The organism is Halorubrum sodomense (genome assembly GCF_900111935.1).
In the GTDB taxonomy this organism is placed as follows: domain Archaea; phylum Halobacteriota; class Halobacteria; order Halobacteriales; family Haloferacaceae; genus Halorubrum; species Halorubrum sodomense.
In genome coordinates this window covers 23,617-43,281 of sequence record NZ_FOYN01000002.1, presented here as the reverse complement: position 1 = coordinate 43,281, position 19,665 = coordinate 23,617, and the positions used below count along the sequence as shown (strand labels likewise).

Annotated in this window: 23 protein-coding genes and 2 tRNA genes; 16 read left to right on the top strand and 9 right to left on the bottom strand. The window is 69.5% G+C overall.

The window, feature by feature from the left end; genetic code table 11:
* Nucleotides 1–32: 32 nt before the first annotated feature.
* Nucleotides 33–530, bottom strand: coding sequence for a hypothetical protein (locus BM286_RS05220; protein WP_092920538.1), 498 nt, complete (start codon nt 528–530; stop codon nt 33–35).
* A gap of 69 nt (nt 531–599) precedes the next feature.
* A complete protein-coding gene (locus BM286_RS05215; RefSeq protein WP_092920537.1) occupies nt 600–1,001 on the bottom strand; it encodes a dihydroneopterin aldolase family protein in 402 nt (133 codons plus the stop codon).
* 105 nt (nt 1,002–1,106) lie between these two features.
* On the opposite strand from BM286_RS05215, the gene BM286_RS05210 reads away from it, so the two are divergent.
* From BM286_RS05210 to BM286_RS05170, 10 genes are all read left to right on the top strand, one after another.
* Nucleotides 1,107–2,450 carry an amidohydrolase gene (locus BM286_RS05210; protein ID WP_092920536.1) on the top strand — a complete coding sequence of 448 codons (1,344 nt, stop codon included), beginning with the start codon at nt 1,107–1,109 and terminating at the stop codon, nt 2,448–2,450.
* A 736-nt stretch (nt 2,451–3,186) separates the two neighbouring features.
* Entirely contained in the window at nt 3,187–4,281 is a 1,095-nt protein-coding gene (locus BM286_RS05205) for a hypothetical protein (protein ID WP_092921303.1), read from the top strand.
* Nucleotides 4,282–4,423: 142 nt separating this feature from the next.
* Nucleotides 4,424–5,713 (top strand): adenosylhomocysteinase, encoded by a 1,290-nt coding sequence (locus BM286_RS05200; RefSeq protein ID WP_092920535.1) that lies wholly within the window; start codon nt 4,424–4,426, stop codon nt 5,711–5,713.
* A 52-nt stretch (nt 5,714–5,765) separates the two neighbouring features.
* On the top strand, nt 5,766–6,008 hold the full coding sequence (locus BM286_RS05195; protein ID WP_092920534.1) for an antitoxin VapB family protein: 243 nt from the start codon (nt 5,766–5,768) through the stop codon (nt 6,006–6,008).
* Between the two features lies 1 nt (nt 6,009).
* Nucleotides 6,010–6,399 (top strand): type II toxin-antitoxin system VapC family toxin, encoded by a 390-nt coding sequence (locus BM286_RS05190; RefSeq protein WP_092920533.1) that lies wholly within the window; start codon nt 6,010–6,012, stop codon nt 6,397–6,399.
* Between the two features lie 141 nt (nt 6,400–6,540).
* A complete protein-coding gene (locus BM286_RS15480) occupies nt 6,541–6,690 on the top strand; it encodes a hypothetical protein (protein WP_167603324.1) in 150 nt (49 codons plus the stop codon).
* 87 nt (nt 6,691–6,777) lie between these two features.
* Nucleotides 6,778–7,560, top strand: coding sequence for an endonuclease NucS (gene nucS, locus BM286_RS05185; protein WP_092920532.1), 783 nt, complete (start codon nt 6,778–6,780; stop codon nt 7,558–7,560).
* Between the two features lie 157 nt (nt 7,561–7,717).
* On the top strand, nt 7,718–8,248 hold the full coding sequence (locus BM286_RS05180) for a 50S ribosomal protein L16 (protein ID WP_092920531.1): 531 nt from the start codon (nt 7,718–7,720) through the stop codon (nt 8,246–8,248).
* Nucleotides 8,249–8,381: 133 nt separating this feature from the next.
* Nucleotides 8,382–10,436, top strand: coding sequence for a DEAD/DEAH box helicase (locus BM286_RS05175; RefSeq protein WP_092920530.1), 2,055 nt, complete (start codon nt 8,382–8,384; stop codon nt 10,434–10,436).
* 71 nt (nt 10,437–10,507) lie between these two features.
* Nucleotides 10,508–10,578 (top strand) — tRNA-Pro (locus BM286_RS05170).
* A gap of 402 nt (nt 10,579–10,980) precedes the next feature.
* Here BM286_RS05170 and BM286_RS05165 read toward each other — a convergent pair.
* Both BM286_RS05165 and BM286_RS05160 read right to left on the bottom strand, forming a co-directional pair.
* Entirely contained in the window at nt 10,981–12,177 is a 1,197-nt protein-coding gene (locus BM286_RS05165) for a DNA cytosine methyltransferase (protein WP_092920529.1), read from the bottom strand.
* Nucleotides 12,178–12,301: 124 nt separating this feature from the next.
* Complete coding sequence (locus tag BM286_RS05160; protein WP_092920528.1) at nt 12,302–12,928, bottom strand: beta-class carbonic anhydrase; 627 nt, start codon at nt 12,926–12,928, stop codon at nt 12,302–12,304.
* Between the two features lie 207 nt (nt 12,929–13,135).
* On the opposite strand from BM286_RS05160, the gene BM286_RS05155 reads away from it, so the two are divergent.
* Nucleotides 13,136–13,209 (top strand) — tRNA-Phe (locus tag BM286_RS05155).
* A gap of 226 nt (nt 13,210–13,435) precedes the next feature.
* On the opposite strand, the gene BM286_RS05150 is transcribed toward BM286_RS05155, so the two are convergent.
* From BM286_RS05150 to BM286_RS05140, 4 genes are all read right to left on the bottom strand, one after another.
* Entirely contained in the window at nt 13,436–13,942 is a 507-nt protein-coding gene (locus BM286_RS05150; RefSeq protein WP_092920527.1) for a metal-dependent hydrolase, read from the bottom strand.
* A gap of 25 nt (nt 13,943–13,967) precedes the next feature.
* On the bottom strand, nt 13,968–14,273 hold the full coding sequence (locus BM286_RS05145; protein ID WP_092920526.1) for a zinc ribbon domain-containing protein: 306 nt from the start codon (nt 14,271–14,273) through the stop codon (nt 13,968–13,970).
* Between the two features lie 109 nt (nt 14,274–14,382).
* On the bottom strand, nt 14,383–14,550 hold the full coding sequence (locus tag BM286_RS15475; protein WP_167603322.1) for a hypothetical protein: 168 nt from the start codon (nt 14,548–14,550) through the stop codon (nt 14,383–14,385).
* Nucleotides 14,547–15,149, bottom strand: coding sequence for a hypothetical protein (locus BM286_RS05140; protein WP_092920525.1), 603 nt, complete (start codon nt 15,147–15,149; stop codon nt 14,547–14,549). The genes BM286_RS15475 and BM286_RS05140 overlap by 4 nt, the downstream gene beginning before the upstream one ends.
* A gap of 185 nt (nt 15,150–15,334) precedes the next feature.
* Here BM286_RS05140 and BM286_RS05135 point away from each other — a divergent pair, with 185 nt between their 5' ends.
* Nucleotides 15,335–15,529 (top strand): cold-shock protein, encoded by a 195-nt coding sequence (locus BM286_RS05135; RefSeq protein WP_004599158.1) that lies wholly within the window; start codon nt 15,335–15,337, stop codon nt 15,527–15,529.
* Nucleotides 15,530–15,799: 270 nt separating this feature from the next.
* Here the strand turns inward: BM286_RS05135 and BM286_RS05130 are convergent, their stop codons facing one another.
* Nucleotides 15,800–16,114 carry a 2Fe-2S iron-sulfur cluster-binding protein gene (locus tag BM286_RS05130; protein ID WP_092920524.1) on the bottom strand — a complete coding sequence of 105 codons (315 nt, stop codon included), beginning with the start codon at nt 16,112–16,114 and terminating at the stop codon, nt 15,800–15,802.
* A 160-nt stretch (nt 16,115–16,274) separates the two neighbouring features.
* On the opposite strand from BM286_RS05130, the gene BM286_RS05125 reads away from it, so the two are divergent.
* The 4 genes from BM286_RS05125 to BM286_RS05110 all read left to right on the top strand — a co-directional run bounded on the left by BM286_RS05125 (nt 16,275) and on the right by BM286_RS05110 (nt 19,643).
* Nucleotides 16,275–17,354: a DUF7093 family protein gene (locus BM286_RS05125; RefSeq protein WP_092920523.1), complete on the top strand. Its 1,080-nt coding sequence runs from the start codon at nt 16,275–16,277 to the stop codon at nt 17,352–17,354.
* Nucleotides 17,355–17,444: 90 nt separating this feature from the next.
* Entirely contained in the window at nt 17,445–17,828 is a 384-nt protein-coding gene (locus tag BM286_RS05120) for a DUF5611 family protein (RefSeq protein ID WP_092920522.1), read from the top strand.
* Between the two features lie 202 nt (nt 17,829–18,030).
* Nucleotides 18,031–18,489: a universal stress protein gene (locus BM286_RS05115; protein ID WP_092920521.1), complete on the top strand. Its 459-nt coding sequence runs from the start codon at nt 18,031–18,033 to the stop codon at nt 18,487–18,489.
* Nucleotides 18,490–18,665: 176 nt separating this feature from the next.
* Entirely contained in the window at nt 18,666–19,643 is a 978-nt protein-coding gene (locus BM286_RS05110) for an ROK family protein (RefSeq protein ID WP_092920520.1), read from the top strand.
* Nucleotides 19,644–19,665 lie beyond the last annotated feature (22 nt).

The following is a 19,665-nucleotide window of genomic DNA, read 5'->3' as shown; positions in this document are numbered from 1 at the left end:
GCCCCCGACCGCGACGGGTCGGGCTCCGGCGACTACCGGATCCGTATCTGCGTGGCGGCCTCGTAGCGTTCGTCGCCGTCGGGAACCGGCACGAACGCCGAAATCGTGTGTTCCCCGGGATCGGCCCGGACCGACCGGTCGAGCCCGTCGCCGTCGGTGCGGCGGAACCGACCGTTCCACGTAGCGGTCGCCCGCTTCGTCTCGCCGGCTCGGAGCGACAGCGCCGACTCCTCGGGGCGCACGTAGAGCCGCTCGTCGGTGGCCTCCAAGACGCCGTCGACCGCCCATCCCCACGAGCGGCGCGTCGACGTGGGGACCTCGATGGGAACCGGGAGGCGGTTGCGGATCGTGACGGTGATCTCGACCGGCTCGTCGGGCGCGTACTCGGCGGCGTCCGTGCTGACGGCCACCGCTATCGCTCGCCGCGCAACCGATCGCGGCACCACGCGACCGAGGGCGTTCGAGAGGTAGTTCTTCGTCTCGTCGAAGCCGGTGCGGTCCGTCTGACTGTCGTGGCGTCTGTCGACCATGTGCGTCTCTGAACGCGGGAAATCGGTGGTGTCGGCCGCCGTTCGGCTCGGAGTACGGGTGTCGCGGTACTAAGCGTTCGGGTCGCCGTCGGGCGACGGGTCGGCGCCGCCGGAACGCGACGGCTCCCCGTCGTCGACCACTTCGACCAGTTCCATCAGGGGATATCCCTCAGTCATCGCCATCCGCGTGCGCACCGTGACGCCCTCGTACTCGATCCGCATCCGAACGTCCATCAGCGAGCCGGTGAGCTCGGTGTAGCCGTTCTCGTGGTCGACCGCGTCGGCCACGCGGTCGTCGTGGACCGTCACGTCGACCGCCTCGCAGTACGGTTGGTTCTCGATCGCCGCCGCCATCGCGGCCTCTAGGCTCCGCGCACTCTCCGGGCTGACGGGCGTGCCGGCGAACTGGTGGTACAGCGAGCCGAACTTGATCCCCGCCTCGAAACACGCCTGCTGGGCGTCGGTTGCCATGGCGGAACGCGGCCGCGGGCGGGCAAGAAGGTTCGGACGGCGGACGGGGCGAGAGGAGCAACGGCGAACCGAAGGCGTTTGGTGCGGCGGGAGACACGGTGAACTATGACTCACCTCCGCGTCACCGGCGGTCGAGTGCTCCGACCCGGCGGTCGCGTCGAGCGGGCGGACATCGCGGTCGACCGGCACGAGGGAACGATCCGGGCCGTGGGGTCGCCGGACGAGGTCGACGAGGCGGTCGGCGGGGACGTCGACGAGTCGGTCGGCGGAGCGGCCGCCGAGACGCTCGACGCCGCCGGCGGGATCGTGATCCCGGGCCTCGTCAACGCGCACACGCACGTCGCGATGACGCTGCTCCGCGGGTACGCCGACGACAAGCCGCTCGACCCGTGGCTCCGGGAGGACATCTGGCCGGCGGAGGCCGAACTGACGCCCGCCGACGTCGAGGCGGGCGCCGAACTCGGCGCGCTGGAGATGATCCGATCGGGGACGACCGCCTTCGCGGACATGTACTTCGCGATGGACCGCGTCGCCGACGTCGTCGACCGCGCGGGGCTGCGCGCGCGGCTCGGGCACGGCGTCGTCACGGTCGGGAAGGACGAGGCCGACGCTCGGGCGGACGTCGAGGAGAGCCTCGCGGTCGCCCGCGAGCTCGACGGCGCCGCGGACGGCCGGATCCGTACCGCGTTCATGCCGCACTCGCTGACGACGGTCGAGGAGGAGTACCTGCGCGAGGGCGTCGCGGAGGCGCGCGAGGCGGGCGTCCCGATCCACCTCCACGCGAACGAGACGACGGACGAGGTCGACCCGATCGTCGACGAGCGCGGGGAGCGACCGATCGCGTACGCCGCCGAGGTCGACGCGCTCGGCCCGGACGATTTCTTCGCGCACGGCGTTCACGTCGACGACTCCGAGATCGACCGGCTCGGGGACGCCGGGACAGCGGTCGTCCACTGCCCGGCCTCGAACATGAAGCTCGCCAGCGGGATGGCGCCGGTCCGGCGCCTGCGCGAGGCGGGCGTGACGGTCGCGCTCGGCACCGACGGGGCGGCCTCGAACAACGACCTCGACGTGTTCGACGAGATGCGCGACGCCGCGATGCTCGGGAAACTGGCCGCGGACGACGCGAGCGCGGTCCCCGCGGCGGCCGCCGTGGAGATGGCGACGAGAGCCGGCGCCGACGCCCTCGGGCTCCCCGGCGGCCGGATCGAGGCTGGCGCGGCGGCCGACCTCGCCGTCGTCGACCTCGACGCGCCGCATCTGACGCCCGTCCACGACCCGGTCTCGCACCTCGCGTACGCGGCCCGCGGGAGCGACGTGCGCCACACGGTCTGCGACGGCGAGGTCCTGATGCGCGACCGCGAGGTGCTGACGCTCGACGCCGAGGCGGTCCAGGAGCGCGCCGCGGCCGCCGCGAGCGACCTCGTCGACCGCGTCGGATCGGCGTAGCGCGCAGCGCGAGCGCGAGCGCGATCGAACGCGACGCGCAAAGCCGACCCACGTAGGCAGTATTTAAATAGAGAAGCTGAGTCTGACGTACTTTTTATAAAGGAACCGCGGTGGTGCGTGCCTGCGAGGCCGCCTCGCGGCCGAGCCGCGAGGGACCGGAGGTTCCTCTGGAAGCCGGCGCGAAGCGCCGGCGACAGCACCGCGCGAGGGACGCCGTGAGCGACGGGCGACCGAAGAGAGCCCGGAGCGAACGGCGAGGCTGGGGAGGTGTGAGGCGCTGTGCTGTGCGGGGCGGGACTCAAAGGGGCAGTCGCGAGGACGAAGCTCGGCGACGCAAGCACCGCAGGGAGCGAGTGAAACGAGCGACTGAGGAGCGCAGCGAGCCGCGCGAGTCCTCGCGGCTGGGGCTTTGGAGGTGTTCGCTGTCGATCCGCTATCAACCGTTTATAAGCGAACGGCTGGGGCTTTGGAGGTCATCGCCGCGAAACGGTCGCCTGCCTATAAACGAGAGAACACAACTCGGTCGAGCGCGACACTCCCAGAGACGTATCGCGCGCGAGCGATGACCGACCCGCGTCCGGGGTCGAAACCGGGTTCGATCGAGGGCGAAACCGCCGCCAGACCCCGATCAACCAAAACAAACGTCTCAGCGCCGTTAACCCGGATACAAACCGGATTAAACCGCGTTAAGCGAGTCCGCTTTTTATACGGTAACAGGGAGTGGACCCGAGTGGACATGAGTGAACGCACGACAGCCATCCTACTGATCGCGGTCGTCGCGCTGGGCGCGATGACCGGCGTCGCGGCCGCCGACGGCCACCTCGGAGTGGGCGTCGAGCAGGACGCGGACGGGACAGCGACGGTCACGGTGACCGAGAACGACACCGCCGTCGAGAACGCCACGGTCGTCGTGAGCGTCGTCGACGAAGACGGCGATGAGAACGCGTCGTACGCGGGAGCGGGCGAGTACCAGACGGACGCCAACGGCACCGTCGACCTGCCCGCGCCCGAGGGGGACGTGACGGTCGCAGTCACGGCCGCCGACGGTGACGACACCGCCTCGACGACGGTCGAACTCGAGGCGCCCGACGGCCTCGAACTGGAGGTCGACGACACCGACGAGGAACCGGTCGTCACGGTGACGGACGACGACGAGCCGGTCGAGAACGCCTCGGTCGTCGTCGCGCTCGCCGGCGACGCGGACGAGAACGCGTCGTACGCGGGCACGGGCGAGTACGAGACGGACGCCAACGGCACGGTGACGCTGCCCGCCGCCGAGGAGGACGTGACGGTCGAGATCACCGCCGCGTCCGAGAACGAGAGCGTCTCCGAGACGGTCGATCTGACCGTCGAAGAGGAGGACGACGAGTCCGAAGCGGGAACGCCGTTCGGCCAGCTCGTCCGGGAGTTCATCGAGGGCCTCGAGGACCGCGAGGGCGGCATCGGCAGCGCGGTCTCCGACTTCGTGACGGAGAACAACCCCGGTAACGCCCCGGACCACGCGGGCGGCCCCGGCGGCCCCGACGAGGCCGACGATGACGACGACGCCGAAAACGAGACCGACGCGCCCGGCAACGCGCCCGACCACGCCGGTCCCGACGGCGAGGAGGACGGCGAGCGCGGCCCGCCGGCCCACGCCGGCCCGGGCGGTGACGACGCGGACGACGCGGACGTGGACGACGACGCGGAGGAGAACGAAACCGAGGCAGACGACGCGGAAGCGGACGAAGCTGAAGCGGACGACGCGGAAGACGACGATGACGATGAGGACGACGACGAAGACGACGACGGCGGCCCGCCGGACCACGCCGGCGGCCCCGGCGGTAACTGACGACTCGAATCGGTCGGGGAACTGACGACTCGAACCGAGCTCCGAACTGACGGCCCGAACCGGCCGTCCCTCGAACGACGCGGATTTCTTTTCGCGGCCCGGTGTCGGCAGGGTTTAGTGCGCCGTGAGCGAACCGAGTAGTATGAGCGAAACCGCGTATCCGCCGGTGTCACAGCACCTCTCGGACGTCGAGGCGGCCCGAGAGGAGGGGCGCCGGAAGATGGACTGGGCGCTCCAGCACATGCCGATCTTGAACGCGCTCCGCGAGGAGTTCGTCGACGAGCAGCCGCTCGCCGGCGAGACGATCGCGATGGCGATGCACGTCGAGGCGAAGACGGCGAACCTCGTCGAGCTGTTGGCCGAGGGCGGCGCCGAGGTCGCGATCACCGGCTGTAACCCGCTCTCGACGCACGACGACGTGTCGGCCGCGCTCGACGCCCACGAGTCGATCGCCTCCTACGCCGTGCGGGGCGTCGACGACGAGGAGTACTACGACGCGATGCACGCCTGCATCGCCCACGGGCCTACCATCACCGTCGACGACGGGATGGACATGGTGAAGCTCGTCCACGAGGAGTATCCCGACCTCGTCGACTCCATCGTCGGCGGCGCCGAGGAGACGACGACCGGCGTCGACCGCCTGCGCGCGATGGACGCCGACGGCGAGCTCGGCTACCCCGTCTTCGCCGTCAACGACACGCCGATGAAGCAGCTGTTCGACAACGTCCACGGCACGGGCGAGTCGTCGCTCGCGACCATCGCGATGACGACGAACCTCTCGTGGGCCGGGAAGAACGTCGTCGTCGGCGGCTACGGCCAGTGCGGCAAGGGCGTCGCGAAGAAGGCCTCCGGCCAGAACGCGAACGTCATCGTCTGCGAGGTCGACCCCCGCAAGGCGCTCGAGGCGCACATGGAGGGGTACGAGGTCCTCCCCATGACGGAGGCCGCGAAGAAGGGCGACGTGTTCATCACGACGACGGGCAACCGCGACGTGATCACCCGCGAGCACTTCGAGGAGATGGACGACGGCGTCCTCCTGGCGAACGCCGGCCACTTCGACGTGGAGGTGAACCTCGACCACCTCGACGACCTCGCCGTCGACCGCTACGAGGTCCGCGACGGCGTCGAGGGGTTCGAGATGCCCGACGGCCGCGTGCTGAACGTCATCGCGGAGGGCCGGCTCGTCAACCTCGCGGCGCCCATCTCCCTCGGCCACCCGGTCGAGGTGATGGACCAGAGCTTCGGCGTCCAGGCGGTCGTCGTGCGCGAGCTCGCGGCGAACGGCGAGAGCTACGAGCCCGGCGTCCACGACGTGCCCGACGAGCTCGACCGCGAGGTCGCGGACATCAAGCTCGCCGCCGAGGGCGTCGAGTACGACGAGCTCACCGACGAGCAGCGCGAGTACATGGGGAGCTGGGAGCACGGGACGTAGGCGGGCAGCGGCGATCCCTGAGAAAAGCCTTTGTGAGTCTGCATACAACCGTATGTATACGTCGAAAAGCATCCGCCTCTCCGAGGAGGCATACGATCGGCTCGCCGCCCACAAGCGGGAGGACGAGACGTTCTCCGGCGTCGTTCTCTGGCTCGCCGGCGAGCGATCGCTGCTGGAGCTCGCGGGCGTTCTGAGCGACGACGAAGCCGACGCGCTCCGTGAAGCTGTCGAGGAGCGACGCGATCGACGCGCCGCCGAGCTAGAGGACACCGCCGACCGGCTTCGAGAGGCGTAGCGTGCTGCCGGACACGTCGTTCCTCATCGACTTGATGAATGGTGACGAGGACGCCGTGGAAAAGGCTCGGGAACTGGAGACGGAACTGATCCAGCAGCGCATCTCCTCGATGACGCTGTTCGAACTGTACTACGGTATCGCCCGAGCGACCGAGTCAGAGGACGAACGTAAAAAGGTCGAGAATATTCTCGCCTCGAAGCCGGTCCATCCGGCCGACACCGCCGTCATGCGGAAGGCCGGCCGACTCGCAGGTGAGCTACAGAACGAAGGGACCCCTGTGGGCGACGGCGACGTGATCATCGCCGCCACCGCCGAGGTCGTCGACGAACCGGTCCTAACCCGAAACGTCGACGACTTCGAGCGACTAGACGTCGAGATCGAACGCTACTGAACACGAGTTCGCCGGCGATTACGTTTCGATTTCGACGGCTGCCAGAGCGAAAGAGTACCGCGGCGACCTTTCACGACAAGAGTGAACCGACCGCCCCGCCGCCTTCGACCCGCTTTTGTGCCGCGCGGCCGTAGCGGTCTCATGAACCTCACCGCGGTGTTACACGCCGGATTCGCCGTCTCGGTCCTGGCCGGAATCCTCGTCTCGGACACGACGCTCCGCGTCGCCGCCTTCGCGCTCGGGGCGGTCCTCTTCGTCGCCGGTATCGTCGTCTCGCGGCGCGGCGACTGAGCCGAGCGGACGCGCCGCCGGTCCGGACCGAGCGGCTGCGGCCGCCGGCGCACACCCTTTTTCAGCCGCGACCGCCTACGAACCGCAGTGACAGTCACGAGCGTCCACGACCCGAGTCACCGCGAGGCCCTCTGGGAGCTCGAGGACGCCTTCGAGCGCGGCGACCTCGTCAGCGTCTTCGGCACCTGTACGGTCTCCTACGAGGGCCGCGCCGCCTCGGACCTCGGCGCCGGCGACCGGCTGCTCGTGTTGAAACCCGACGGCGCCGCCTTGGTCCACACCGACGAGGGGCGCCAGCCGGTCAACTGGCAGCCGCCGGGGTCCCAGCACCGCGCCGCGGTACGCGACGGGCGGCTCCGCGTTGTCTCGACCAGAAGCAACCCCGACGAGACGCTGACGGTCCGCTTTTCGGACGTTCACCAGCTCTCCGCGATGGCCGTGACGGGGGGGCGCGACCTCACCCTTCACGGCAGCGAGGAGGACCTCCGGACCCGGATTCTGGAACGACCCGGCCTCGTCGAGCCGGGGTTCGAACCCCGCGAGACGGAACGCCCCTCCAACGCCGGGCCGATGGACGTCTTCGGCGTCGACGCCGACGGGACGCCGGTCGTCGTCGAACTGAAGCGGCGCCGAGTCGGACCGGACGCGGTCGGACAGCTGGCTCGGTACGTGCGAGCGCTCGAGGAGGAGCTGGGGATCGAGGAGGCCGCCGACGATAACGGCGGCACGGGCGACGGGGACCGCGACCCCGACGACGCGCCGGGCGTCCGGGGGATTCTCGTCGCGCCGTCGGTCACCGACCGGGCCGCGGAACGGCTCGCGGACCGCGGGTTCGACCACGTCGCGCTCGACCCGACGCCGGCGGAGTGAACCGAGCGTCGTGTCAACGCGCGCCGGGGTCGGAACGGTGTGTCAACGCACGCCGCGATCCGACCGGACGTCGACGCTGACGGCCGCGGAGCCGATGAAAGCGCCTCGCTATCGAAGGCTTTATCGCCGCAGCACCGGCTACATCGGACAAGTAGCCATGTCTGACAAACCCGCCTCTATGTATCGGACGATCGACAAGCCGTCGTACACCCGCCGCGAGTACATCACGGGCATTCCCGGCTCGAAGATCGCCCAGCACAACATGGGCGACCTCTCCGCGGAGCCGGACGACTACCCCGTCAAGATCAGCCTCCGCGTCGAGGAGGAGCTCCAGGTCCGACACGGCTCGCTGGAGAGCGCGCGCCTCTCGGCGAACCGCCACCTGATCAAGGAGCTCGGCGAGGGCAACTACAAGATGACCCTCCGCAAGTTCCCCCACCAGGTCATCCGAGAGAACAAGCAGGCGACCGGGGCCGGCGCGGACCGCGTCTCCGACGGGATGCGTCAGGCGTTCGGCAAGCCGGTCGGCACCGCCGCGCGGCTCAACAAGGACGACGTCGTCTTCACGGCGTACTGCGACGTCGAGCAGGCGTCCGTCGTGAAGGAGGCGTTCCGCCGCGCGTACAACAAGCTCTCCCCGCCGTGCCGGATCACGGTCGACCGCGGCGAGAAGCTGCTCGTCTCGTAGCGACCGACTTCCCCGTCCGTAAGGCGGTTCTTCTCCGTGCGGTCGCGTCGGGTAGCCGCCGGAGCGCACGAGGGACACGCTCTCGGCCCCCGAGCCGAACACCTGAAATACCTCGCTCGCGTACCGAACGGCAGTGTCACAGCAGTTGGCCGAGGTCGAGACGCTGTTCCTCCACGAGTCGCGGAGCGACTACACCGTCGTCGCGAACCGCGACGGCAAGCGCGTGCTCCGCGGGCGGCTCGAACTCAAGGACACCTCCGCGGGTCCGCGGCCGGGGAAGTTCCGGGTGATCCGCGACGGCGAGGACCACCCCCGCCAGCCGGACGAGTTCGTCGACCTCGCCCGTGCGGCCGGCCGGATCCGCATCTCCGAGCAGACCGCTCCCGAGAACCGGGCGCGGCTGAAGGAGATGCTCGACGGCTATCAGCTGGAGGCGACGGCGGTCCGGACCTGCCGGCGCTGCGCGAGCGACGGGCGGTACGGCCCCATCACGAGCGAGGACGCGATCGAACACAACGGCGAGCTGATCTGCCGGGACTGCGCCCGCCGGGAACTGGAACGAGAACTGTCGTACAAGGGCGATTTCACCGGCGCGGCCGAGGAGCGCTTAGAGGAGCTGCTGTACGAGTCGGGCGACTTGGACCGGATCGTGAGCCTCCTCCAGGGCGGGCTCGACCCGGACCTCACGAAGTACGACGAGGTGTCCGCGAACGTCGACGACGTCTCGCCCGTTCGGACCGAGGACTTGGATCTCCATCCGGACCTGTCCGCGCACCTCCAAGGCCGGTTCGAGGAGCTGCTCCCGGTCCAGAGCCTCTCCGTGCGGAACGGGCTCCTCGACGGCGACGACCAGCTGGTCGTGAGCGCCACGGCGACCGGGAAGACGCTCGTCGGCGAGCTGACCGGGATCGACCGCGCGCTGAAGGGGAACGGGAAGCTGCTCTTCTTGGTCCCGCTCGTCGCCCTCGCCAACCAGAAGCACGAGGACTTCGAGGACCGCTACGGCGACGTACTCGACGTCTCCATCCGCGTCGGCTCCTCGCGGGTGAACGACGACGGCAACCGCTTCGACCCGAACGCCGACGTAATCGTCGGCACCTACGAGGGGATCGACCACGCGCTCCGGACCGGCAAGGACCTCGGCGACGTCGGCACCGTCGTCATCGACGAGGTCCACACGCTGAAGGAGGGCGAGCGCGGCCACCGCCTCGACGGGCTCATCTCCCGGCTGAAGTACTACAGCGAGAACCGGATGGAGACGCACGAGGCGTACGACGGCACCCAGTTCGTCTACCTCTCGGCGACGGTCGGGAACCCCGAGTGGCTCGCGGAGAAGCTCCGGGCGACGCTGATCGAGTACGAGGAGCGCCCCGTTCCGATCGAGCGCCACGTCACCTTCGCTGACGGGCGCGAGAAGGCGCAGATCGCCGACAAGCTCGTCAAGCGGGAGTTCGACACGAAGTCGTCGAAGGGGTACCGCGGGCAGACGATCATCTTCACCAACTCCCGGCGGCGCTGCCACGAGATCAGCCGCAAGCTCCGGTACGACTCCGCGCCGTACCACGCCGGACTCGACTACGGGCGCCGGAAGAAGGTCGAGCGCATGTTCGGGAACCAGGACCTCTCGGCGGTCGTCACCACCGCGGCGCTGGCGGCCGGCGTCGACTTCCCCGCCTCGCAGGTGATCTTCGACTCGCTGGCAATGGGGATCGAGTGGCTCTCGGTCCAGGAGTTCTCGCAGATGCTCGGCCGGGCCGGGCGCCCGGACTACCACGACCGCGGCCGCGTCTACCTCCTCGTCGAGCCCGACGGCGTCTACCACGGCTCGATGGACCGCACGGAGGACGAGGTGGCGTTCACCCTCTTAAAAGGCGAGATGGAGGACGTGGCGACCCACTACGACGAGACCGCGGCCGCGGAGGAGACGCTCGCGAACGTCGTCGTCGCCGGCAAGAAGGCGAAGCGCCTCAACGACCGCATGATCGGCGAGGTCCCTACCAAGCACGCGCTCGGGAAGCTGCTGGAGTGGAACTTCATCGACGGCTTCGAGCCCACGCCGCTCGGCCGCGGCGTCACGAGGCACTTCCTCGCGCCCGACGAGGCGTTTTTCATCCTCGACGCGGTCCGGAAGGGAACCGACCCCTACGACATCGTCGCGGACCTCGAACTTCGCGACGACGAGGAGTGAGCGCTCCCGGCCGACCGCGGCGCGGAGCGCAACGAAACCCTTTAGCGGCTCTTCGGGGTACGTACGGGTGCGGGGCCGTGGGGTAGTGGTATCCTCGCTGCCTTGGGTGCAGTGGACCTGAGTTCGACTCTCAGCGGCCCCATCCTGCTGTTGCGAACAGTCCGTGAGCAGCGGCGACTATTTATAAATAAAGAGGCGGCGGCGCGTGCCGACGAGCGCCCGGAGGGCGCGATGTCGCACGCGCGAGGGAGTCGGCCGACCGGAGCGAAGCGGAGGGAGGCCGACGAGGCTGGGGAGGTGTGAGGTGCGGTGCGGTTGCTGTGGGGGTGGGACTCAAAGGGGCAGCCGGGAGGCGGGCGCAGGCGACGTAAGCACCGCAAGGAGCGAGCAGCGCGAGCGACTGAGGAGCACAGCGAGCGTGCGCCCGCCTCCCGGCTGGGGCTTTGGCGGTGTTCGCCACCGATCTACCAGCGACTATTTATAAGCAAGTTGCTGGAACAGTGGAATCCTTCGCCGCATCGCCAATCACTACTTAAAAAGGATCTCAGGCCAAGTCAGTCAGCGACTGCTGCTCGTACACGTCGGGGTCGGCGGGCGGCGCGTCGCGGACCTCGGGGAAGTACTCCAAGAGCTGATTCGCCAACTCCTCGCCGAGCCGGACCGGGACCGCGTTGCCGATCTGTTTCATGACGTCGGTCTTCGTCCCCTCGAAGACGAACTCGTCGGGGAACGTCTGGAGCCGCGCCATCTCGCGGGGCGTGAGGTAGCGGTCCTCGGTCGGGTGGATGAAGACGTTCGTGCTCACCGTCAACGAGGGCTCGCCGGGGTCGAGCCGGCGAAGGTACGTCCCGTAGCGCTTGACGATCTCCGGCTCGTGGGGACAGGTGTCGGTGTCCTCGCAGTCGCACTGGTACTTCTTCGTCTTCAGGCGGTCGGGGAGGTCGCGGTAGTAGCCGCCCGGCGGGACGTGGCGGATGCGTTCGAGCGTCTTCTCGCCGGTGTCCGCGTACGTCATGTTCGGGAGGTCATCGGTCGCGTCCGCGAGCGCCGCGCCGGCGGTGCGCCACTGTCCCTCGGGCGTCGTCGGCTCCGGGAAGCGGATCGGCACGTCGCGGTCGGTGCCCATGAAGAAGATCCGGCGGCGCTTCTGGGGGACGCCGTACTGCTCGGCCTCCAGCACCCGGTACTCGCACTTGTAGCCCTGCGCCGCGAACTCCTCGACGATGAGGTCCTTCACGTACCGGTCGTCGCTGGTCTGGCGGTTGATCAGGTCGCGGACGTTCTCCATCAACACCAGCTGCGGTTCGAGGACGGAGACGACCCGGAGAAACTCCTCGAAGAGCGTGTTCCGGCGGTCCTTCTCCATCTCGTCGAGCTCGATCTGCTCGTTGTTGAGCCGGCTGAACCCCTGACAGGGGGGCCCGCCGATCACCACGTCGATCCCCTCGTGGTCGTAGCCGGCCCGTTCGACCGCGGCGCGGACCGCCGGGGCGTCGAGCTCGCGGACGTCCTCCTCGACGAACTCGGTGTCGGGGAAGTTGCGGCGGTACGTCTGCGCGGCCGGCTCCCACTGGTCGCTCCCGAGCGCGACGTCGAAGCCGGCCCGTTCGAAGCCTAAATCGAGGCCGCCGCAGCCGGAGAAGAAGCCGGCGACGACCGGGGCGTCGTCGCCGGACGCGGTCGCGCCGTCCGCGTCGCTCGCGGCGTCCGACTCGGAGACGGCGTCGCCGTCAGCGTCCATCGGCACCACCTCGTCCGAAGAGGGGCGCGCGTGCTCGATCCATTTGCCACTCGGTTCGCCGCGGGCGCATAAAAACGTCTCACCTCGGGCGGCGCGTCGCCCGCGCGCCGTCAGCCGGCGGCGGTCAGGCCCGCCGCTCGCTGATCGCTTCGGCGATACGCTCGTCGGGGCGGCGGAGCTCGCCGGACTCGACCTCGTAGACGTAGCCGGAGACGGTCGTGTCGTCGGGGATGAACGCGGACTCGCGGAGGTACTCGACCTGCGCGGCGCAGGCCGCGTCGATGTCGTCGGTCATCTTCACCCAATCGAGGAGGTCGGCGTCGCCGATGGTCAGCTCCGGGAGGGACGGGTCGAGGTCGGCGGCGTCGAGGTCGCCGGCCTGCGCCGCGAGGCCGTCGCGGATCGCCTCGTCGGGGGCGCTCATCATGCCGCAGTCGGTGTGGTTGATCACGACGATCTCGTCGGTGTCGAAGAAGTTCGTCGTGAGCGCGGCCGACCGGATCACGTCGTCGGTCACCTTGCCGCCCGCGTTGCGGAACACCTGCGCGTCGCCGAGGTCGATGCCGAGCGCCTCCTCTACGGGGATGCGCTCGTCCATACAGGCGACGACGAGGAGGTTCTCGTCGGTCGGAATACCCTTCCGGCGGCGGCGCGCCCAGTCGTCGCGCGCGTCGACCGCGGCGTCGAGCGTCTCGTGGTGGGCGTCGTGGTCGGCGTGATCGGCGTTACCGTCGTGGTCGTGCGATGGCATCGACGGATCGGAGGGCCGCGAGAAACGGGGCGGTTGCGGAAACAACGATCCGCGCCGTGGCTTCGGATCGGCGGCGATATCCGCCGATATCGAGGGGTAATCCGGACCGAGGGAACCCGGATCCGAGTGACGCGAGCGCGACGAGAGGGGTCTACCCGTGGCCTTTCGAAATCCTTTTGTCTCGAATCGGCGTTGGTGCGAGTGCGAGCCGCCTTAGCTCAGACTGGGAGAGCACTCGACTGAAGATCGAGCTGTCCCCCGTTCAAATCGGGGAGGCGGCATATTTCGAGACGGTGAGCGGCGCGAGTCGTCGAGAGAACGACGCCGAGCCGATTTGAGCAGACGAGTCGTAAGCCCGAGCAGGGCGAGGGCGAGGGCGAGCGTCTCGGCGAGTTCAAGTCGGGGAGGCGACGTCTGTTCTCCACACGAACGGCATTCGTGAGCCCTGGCTGAAGGTCGAGCTGTTCCCCGTCCCCGCGAACGACGGCCGTCGACGCCGCGGCGGATTCAATCGTCGCCTCGCGACGAGGTGACCCGCCGCGCGAGGGGATCGAGCGCGTCCGTCCGCCAGAGCGCCCACAGCGACCCCGTCCACAGGAGCAGGGTCGGCACCGGTGAGTGGCCCGTCGTCGGAAGCGCGACGCCGACGACCCGGTCCGAGAGCGGCGACAGCGGCGGGATCCCCTCGGGCGTGGTGACGTCGATGAGGAGGTGCGAGCAGTAGGCGACGGCGACCGTCGCGCCCGCGGCGCGGTGACTCCCGCGGGCGTCGACCGCGTACCAGACGGCGGTCGCGGCCGCGGCGAGCGCGAGGAGCGCCGGCAGCGAGTGCGTGATCCCGCGGTGGACGAACGGCGGACCGAGCGCGGCCGGGAAGAGGAAATCGGCGTCGGCGGCGAGTCCCGCGAGCGCGCCGACGCCCGGCCGGTCGAACAGGGTCCCCCCGAGCGCGGCGCCGACGAGGGCGTGTGTCGCGAACGCGGTCGCGAGGAACGCGGCGGAAACGAGCGTCACGGACCCGGCTTTCCCGCGACGGGGCTTAATCGTTGGTCACCCGTTCCGGCCCCAGCGGCGCCGCGCACTCGCGACAGAAGGTGAACGCCGCGTCGTTCTCCGCGCCGCACTGCGGGCAGGTCGACGGCGTCTCCCCGGCGGCGTCCGGGTCCGGCGGGTCGCGATCGTAGACGGGGTCCTCGGTGTACCGCTCGAGCTTTCCCTCGCGCCGCTTACGGCTGCGCTCGCGGCCCTCTCGGAATATCGCGACGAGGGCCCGAGCTCCGACCCCCAGCGCGACGAGCAGCAGCGCGCCGGTCGCGACGAGGTAGACCGTGCCGACGCCGAGCATGAGGAATACTACGCGCCGGAGACGTAGATACTGTGGGGTGCCAACACGGGGCGCGAGCGGAGGGCGGCTCCCGGGGGACGAGCCTCGGCCCTGGGCGGCCGACCGCGGCTCACTCGTCGCCGACGAAGACGGTCGCGAGGCGGTCGCCGCAATGCGGGCAGTTCAGCGTCTGCCACGTGTCGGGGTCGAGGTCGCCGAACGGCTTCGACCGGCGGGCGTCCGCGACGGCGACGCTCGCGCCGCACGTCTCGCAGTCGTAGGTGTCCGCGTCGGTCATTCTCCGAGCGAGTACAGCGCGGTCGCCGCGAGGATGCCCGCGGTCTGCCCGGCGCCGACGAGCGCGATTCCCGCGGCGGTTCCGGTCGGTGAGCCCGCGAGCGCGGCGACGACGGCGCCCGCGACCGAACACGCGGCGGCGACGTGGTGGACGACCGAGCGCGGGACCGCCGGGTCGCGCAGGCCCGTGTAGACGAACGCGGGCGCGGGCAGCAGCATCCAGCCGTAGAGGGCGACGGCGAGGAGCGCGTCGGGCGGAAGCGAGGCCGCGAGCGCCGGAACGGTCCCGTCGCGCGCGAGGAACCCGGCGACGCCCGCGAGCGTGACCGGCGTGCCCGCGAGGATGGCCAGCTTCCACGCGCGCAGGACGCCCGTCGCCATGTCGCGCCACGAGGCGACGACGAAGGCGACGAGCAGGGCGCTCATGACGACGTGGGCGACGAACAGCGCGTGCGCGGAGACGACGCCGAGGACCGCCGCGCCGGCGACGCCCCACGCCGCCGGGACCAGCAGGGCGGGACCGTTCTCGCGGAGCGTCAGGCCGGGGCCGCTCGCCCGATGCGCGTGAGACACACGTCCCGTTTTCGCGGCCGGAGACATAAACGTCGGCGTCGGACGGGGCACCGGAGAATCCGACGTATCGGTCGATCCTGTACCGAGAATCCGTCGTGCGGTCAGCGCGTGGCTGTCGAATCTGGGTTCTTCGAAAACGAACGTCTATAGAGAGACGTGGTAACTGTACACTCGCAATTCTTATCCACGGTCGGCGCCTCTCTCGACACGCAATGGCGACCGGAAAGGTTGATTTCTTCAACGACACTGGCGGCTACGGATTTATCGAGACTGACGACGCGGACGACGACGTGTTCTTCCACATGGAAGACGTCGGCGGCCCGGACCTCGAAGAGGGTCAGGAGCTCGAGTTCGACATCGAGTCCTCCGAGAAGGGCCCCCGCGCGACGAACGTCGTTCGGCAGTAAGCCAATCCGAAGAGTGGGTCGGTCCGGCTGACGCCGAACGCGACTCTGACACACGGTATCAAGCGTTTTCGTCCGCGTCGCGGGCTCGCGTCCGCCGCGGTCGTATTTTACTCCCGATCAGCGTTCCGCTCGTCGCTTCCGTTCGACCAGCGTTCCGCTCGTCGGTCGGGCGTCGCTCGCGGAGAGGGAGAAACGGTAGGAGCGGTGCGCCCGGCGGAAGCGGCGCGTTCGACGGAAGTGGCGCGTTCGACGGAAGTGGCGCGTCGGGGCTCAGATGTGCTGCCCGAAGAGCCCGCGGCCCTTCGTCACCTCGACGTCGCCCTCGACTTTCGTCTGGCAGGCGAGGCGGACGTCGTGGCTGGGGTGGTGCGGCGGGAGCCAGAGGCGGGCGCGCTCCTTCTTGCCCGGCTCGCTGACCTCGCCCTCGACCTGGACCGCACAGGACCCGCACGACCCGGCGCCGCGGCAGTTGAGCGTCTCCATCTTGCCGTTGTAGACGGAGAGGCCGGCCTCCCTGAGCACGTCGCGCAGGTTGGCGCCCTTCTCGCACTCGATTTCCTCGCCTTTGTAGGATACGGTAGGCATGGTGAGGTACGGTACGCGACCGATCCACAAAGAGTCTGTGTCATCGGGGCGCGCGACCGAAGTCGGACGCGGTGAGCGCGTCGCCCCGCGATACCGGTCGTGCGCCGAGCGTCGGACGCCGACGGGGCGTTTTTTACCCTCGGCACCGCAGGGTGGCACAATGGGACTCAGGTGTCTGCTCGGACACGACTTCGGCGAACCCGAACTCCAGCGGGAACGCGAGGAGGAGGGCGACGAGGTCGTCACGACCGTCAAGGAGGTGAAGACCTGCGCTCGCTGCGGCGAGACGCAGATCGTCAGCGAGAATACCGAGGTGACGACGATGGAGCAACTGGCCGACGAGGCCGCCGCGAGCGAGGCCGAAGGAGTCGATTCGGCGGGCGGTTCCGACCGCGGGACCGACGCGGGACCGGCCGGGACTCCGGGCGAGGCCGCCGCCGCGGACGGCGAGGAGGCGGTCGCGGACGCCGACGTGGCGCCGAGGCGGGGCGACGCTGACGACGGCGCGACCGGCGGCGAAGGCGTGACGCTCGACGAGGAGCCGGGAGCCGGAACCGACGACGCGGTGATCCTGGACGACGGGCCCGCGGCCGACGCGGAGGCCGGTGCGACGGACGCCGAACCGGCGACAGGAGACGCCGACTCGCCGGCGGCCCCGGCGGATCGGCCGAACGCCGCGGGCGACTCGGAGCCGGACGGCGCGTCGAGCCCGAGGGACGGGGACGCGGCGGCGGGCGGCGAGGAACCCGACGCGGAGAGCGACGACGGGGTCATCCTCGACGAGGACGACGACGCGCCCGACGACCGGGAGCGGGGCGCGTGGCCGGCGGTCGACGAGGACGACCCCGACGGCGACGAACGGACGGCCTGGCCCGATCACGGCGGCGAAGACGAGGGATTCAGCGCGGCGGTCGGCGAGGGCGGCGACGCCGGCGTCGAGTTCGGCGGCGGGCTCACTCCGGAGGCCGCGGAGCAGGGCGAGACGGAGACGGAGGCGGAGACGGAGTACGTCGAGGCGCCCGAAGACGGGGAGACCGCGGTGTTCGACACTGGCGGGGAGGGCGAGACGGGGATCACCCGCGGCGAGAGCCCCGAGCTGGAGACGATGGGCGACGACGGACCGACGGAGTACTACTGTCCCGAGTGCGGGATGGTCCGGGCCGCGGACGGGAGCTCGATGCGCGCGGGCGACATCTGTCCGGAGTGTAAGCGCGGGTACGTCGACGAGCGGCCCCGGTAGACGGACGGAAAAGAGCGCCGCGTCGGCGGTCGAACCCGCCGAGCGGCCGTGACGAAACTGGTTTACGCCGGCCTGTCGAACGGTCGCGGCATGAAAGAGTACAAGATGCGTCGCGGCGAGCATCTGGACGACCGCATGCCCGACCTGAAGGGCTCCGTCGAGGAGTACTTCGGCGAGGTCTCCGACACGGAGGAGTGGGAGGGCCACGAGCTGTACGTCGTCGAGGACCCCGACAACCCGGTGTTCGAGCGAATCGTCGCGGGCGCCGCCGAGTACGGAAGCAAGAAGGACAAGCTGGCGGTCCACTTCGAGGAGCGGCCCGCCGAGGACGTCATCGCCGAGGGGAACGCCGACGCCGCCGCGGACGCCGTCGACGCGAAGAACGAGTTTCTACTGGAGGCGACCGGCCGCGACGCGAAGTCGCGTCGCGACTCGCTGAAGCGCGAAGTGGAAGACGACGCGCCCGATTACTGATCGATTTCTGCGGCGGTCGCGTCCGGCTCCGTCCGACCGAGAGCGACGCACAGCACCGGCAGCGTCCCGCTCGTCCGACGGACGTCGTCGGAGACCGTCGCGTCGCCGCCCCCGAGAGTATCAGGATCGATCGAGAAAATGTTTATTCAAATCTGAGTTAAAACTCCGGTAGGCTTAAGCCGGCCGGGAGCGAAAGGGAAGTATGAGCATCGAGACAGTAGTGCTTGCGGTCGGCACGGAAGACGAGAAGCGAACCGAACAGCTCGCACGGGAGGCCATCGCGATCGCCGAACCCGCGGACGCGGAGATCGTCTTGACGCACGTGTTCGACAGAGAGGAGTTCGACGAGACCCGCGCGAACCTCGGCTTCGACGAGGGGAGCGAAGGGGCGACCCCCGACGCGGTGGCGGAGCGACACAAGACCACCCGAGCGCTCTCGAAGGCGCTCTCCGCGGCGGGCGTGCGGCACTCGGTGCGGGGCGCGGTCGGCGACCTCGCGGACGAGGTCGTCGAGACCGCGGACAGCGTCAAGGCCGACCGCGTCGTCGTCGGCGGACGGCGGCGCTCTCCGACCGGGAAGGCCGTGTTCGGTAGCGTCGCACAGGAAGTCATGCTCTCGGCGCCGTGCCCGGTGACGTTCGTGCGCGAAATCGCCTCCTGACATCCTCCGACGGCGAAACGGGGAAGTCCGAAGGTCCGTCGTCCTCCCGTCTCTGAAGGGAACTTTTGTCTCGCTACCGCAGAGACCCGATTCGGGGGGAAACCGGTCCGTTTGTTCCCCTTGCTGGACCGCCTGAAGCGTCCCGCTTAAGTGAGACGGGTCCGCGCTTACACCCGATGTACTACGTGGGCGCCGATCTCGGGGCGACGAACGTCCGGGCGGTCGTCGGCGACGAGACCGCTGCGATCCTCGGCTCCGCGTCGAGAAACACTCCGCGGGGACCGAACGGCATCGCCGTCACGGAGGCCGTGTTGGAGGTGATCCGGAAGGCCTGTACCGACGCGGGGATCGCGCCGAGCGAGGCGGTCGCGGCCGGCGTCGGCTCGATCGGCCCGCTCGACCTGGCGGAGGGAGTGGTCAACGGACCGGCGAACCTCCCCGATACCGTCGAGCGCATTCCGCTCGTCGGCCCGGTCGGTCGGCTACTCGACACCGACGAGGTGTACCTTCACAACGACACCATCGCGGGCGTCATCGGCGAGCGGTTCCACTCCGAGCGCAACCCCGACGACATGGTGTATCTCACCATCTCCTCCGGAATCGGCGCGGGCGTCGCCGTCGACGGCAACGTGCTCTCGGGGTGGGACGGCAACGCCGGGGAGGTCGGCCACATGACCGTCGACCCGCACGGCTTCATGACTTGCGGCTGCGGCCTCGACGGGCACTGGGAGGGGTACTGCTCGGGGAACAACATCCCGAGCTACGCCCGCGAACTCCACGCCGAGGACCCGATCGAGACGAGTCTACCGGTCGAGGACCCCGAATTCTCCGCGGTCGACGTGTTCGAGGCGGCGGGCGAGGACACCTTCGCCGACCACGTGATCGACCAGCTCGCCCACTGGAACGCGATGGGGATCGCGAACATTATCCACGCGTACGCCCCGCTGGTCGTGAGCGTCGGCGGCGCGGTCGCGCTCAACAACCCCGAGCGGGTCCTCGATCCGATCCGGAAGAAGCTGCCGGAGATGGTGTTCATCAACGTTCCGGAGGTGCGGCTCACCGACCTCGGCGACGAGGTCGTCGTGAAGGGCGCCCTCGCGAGCGCGTTGACGGGCGGAACCGGCGACCGCTCGCGGGTGGAGGCCGCCCCCTGACGGCGGACGGGCCGACCGAGTC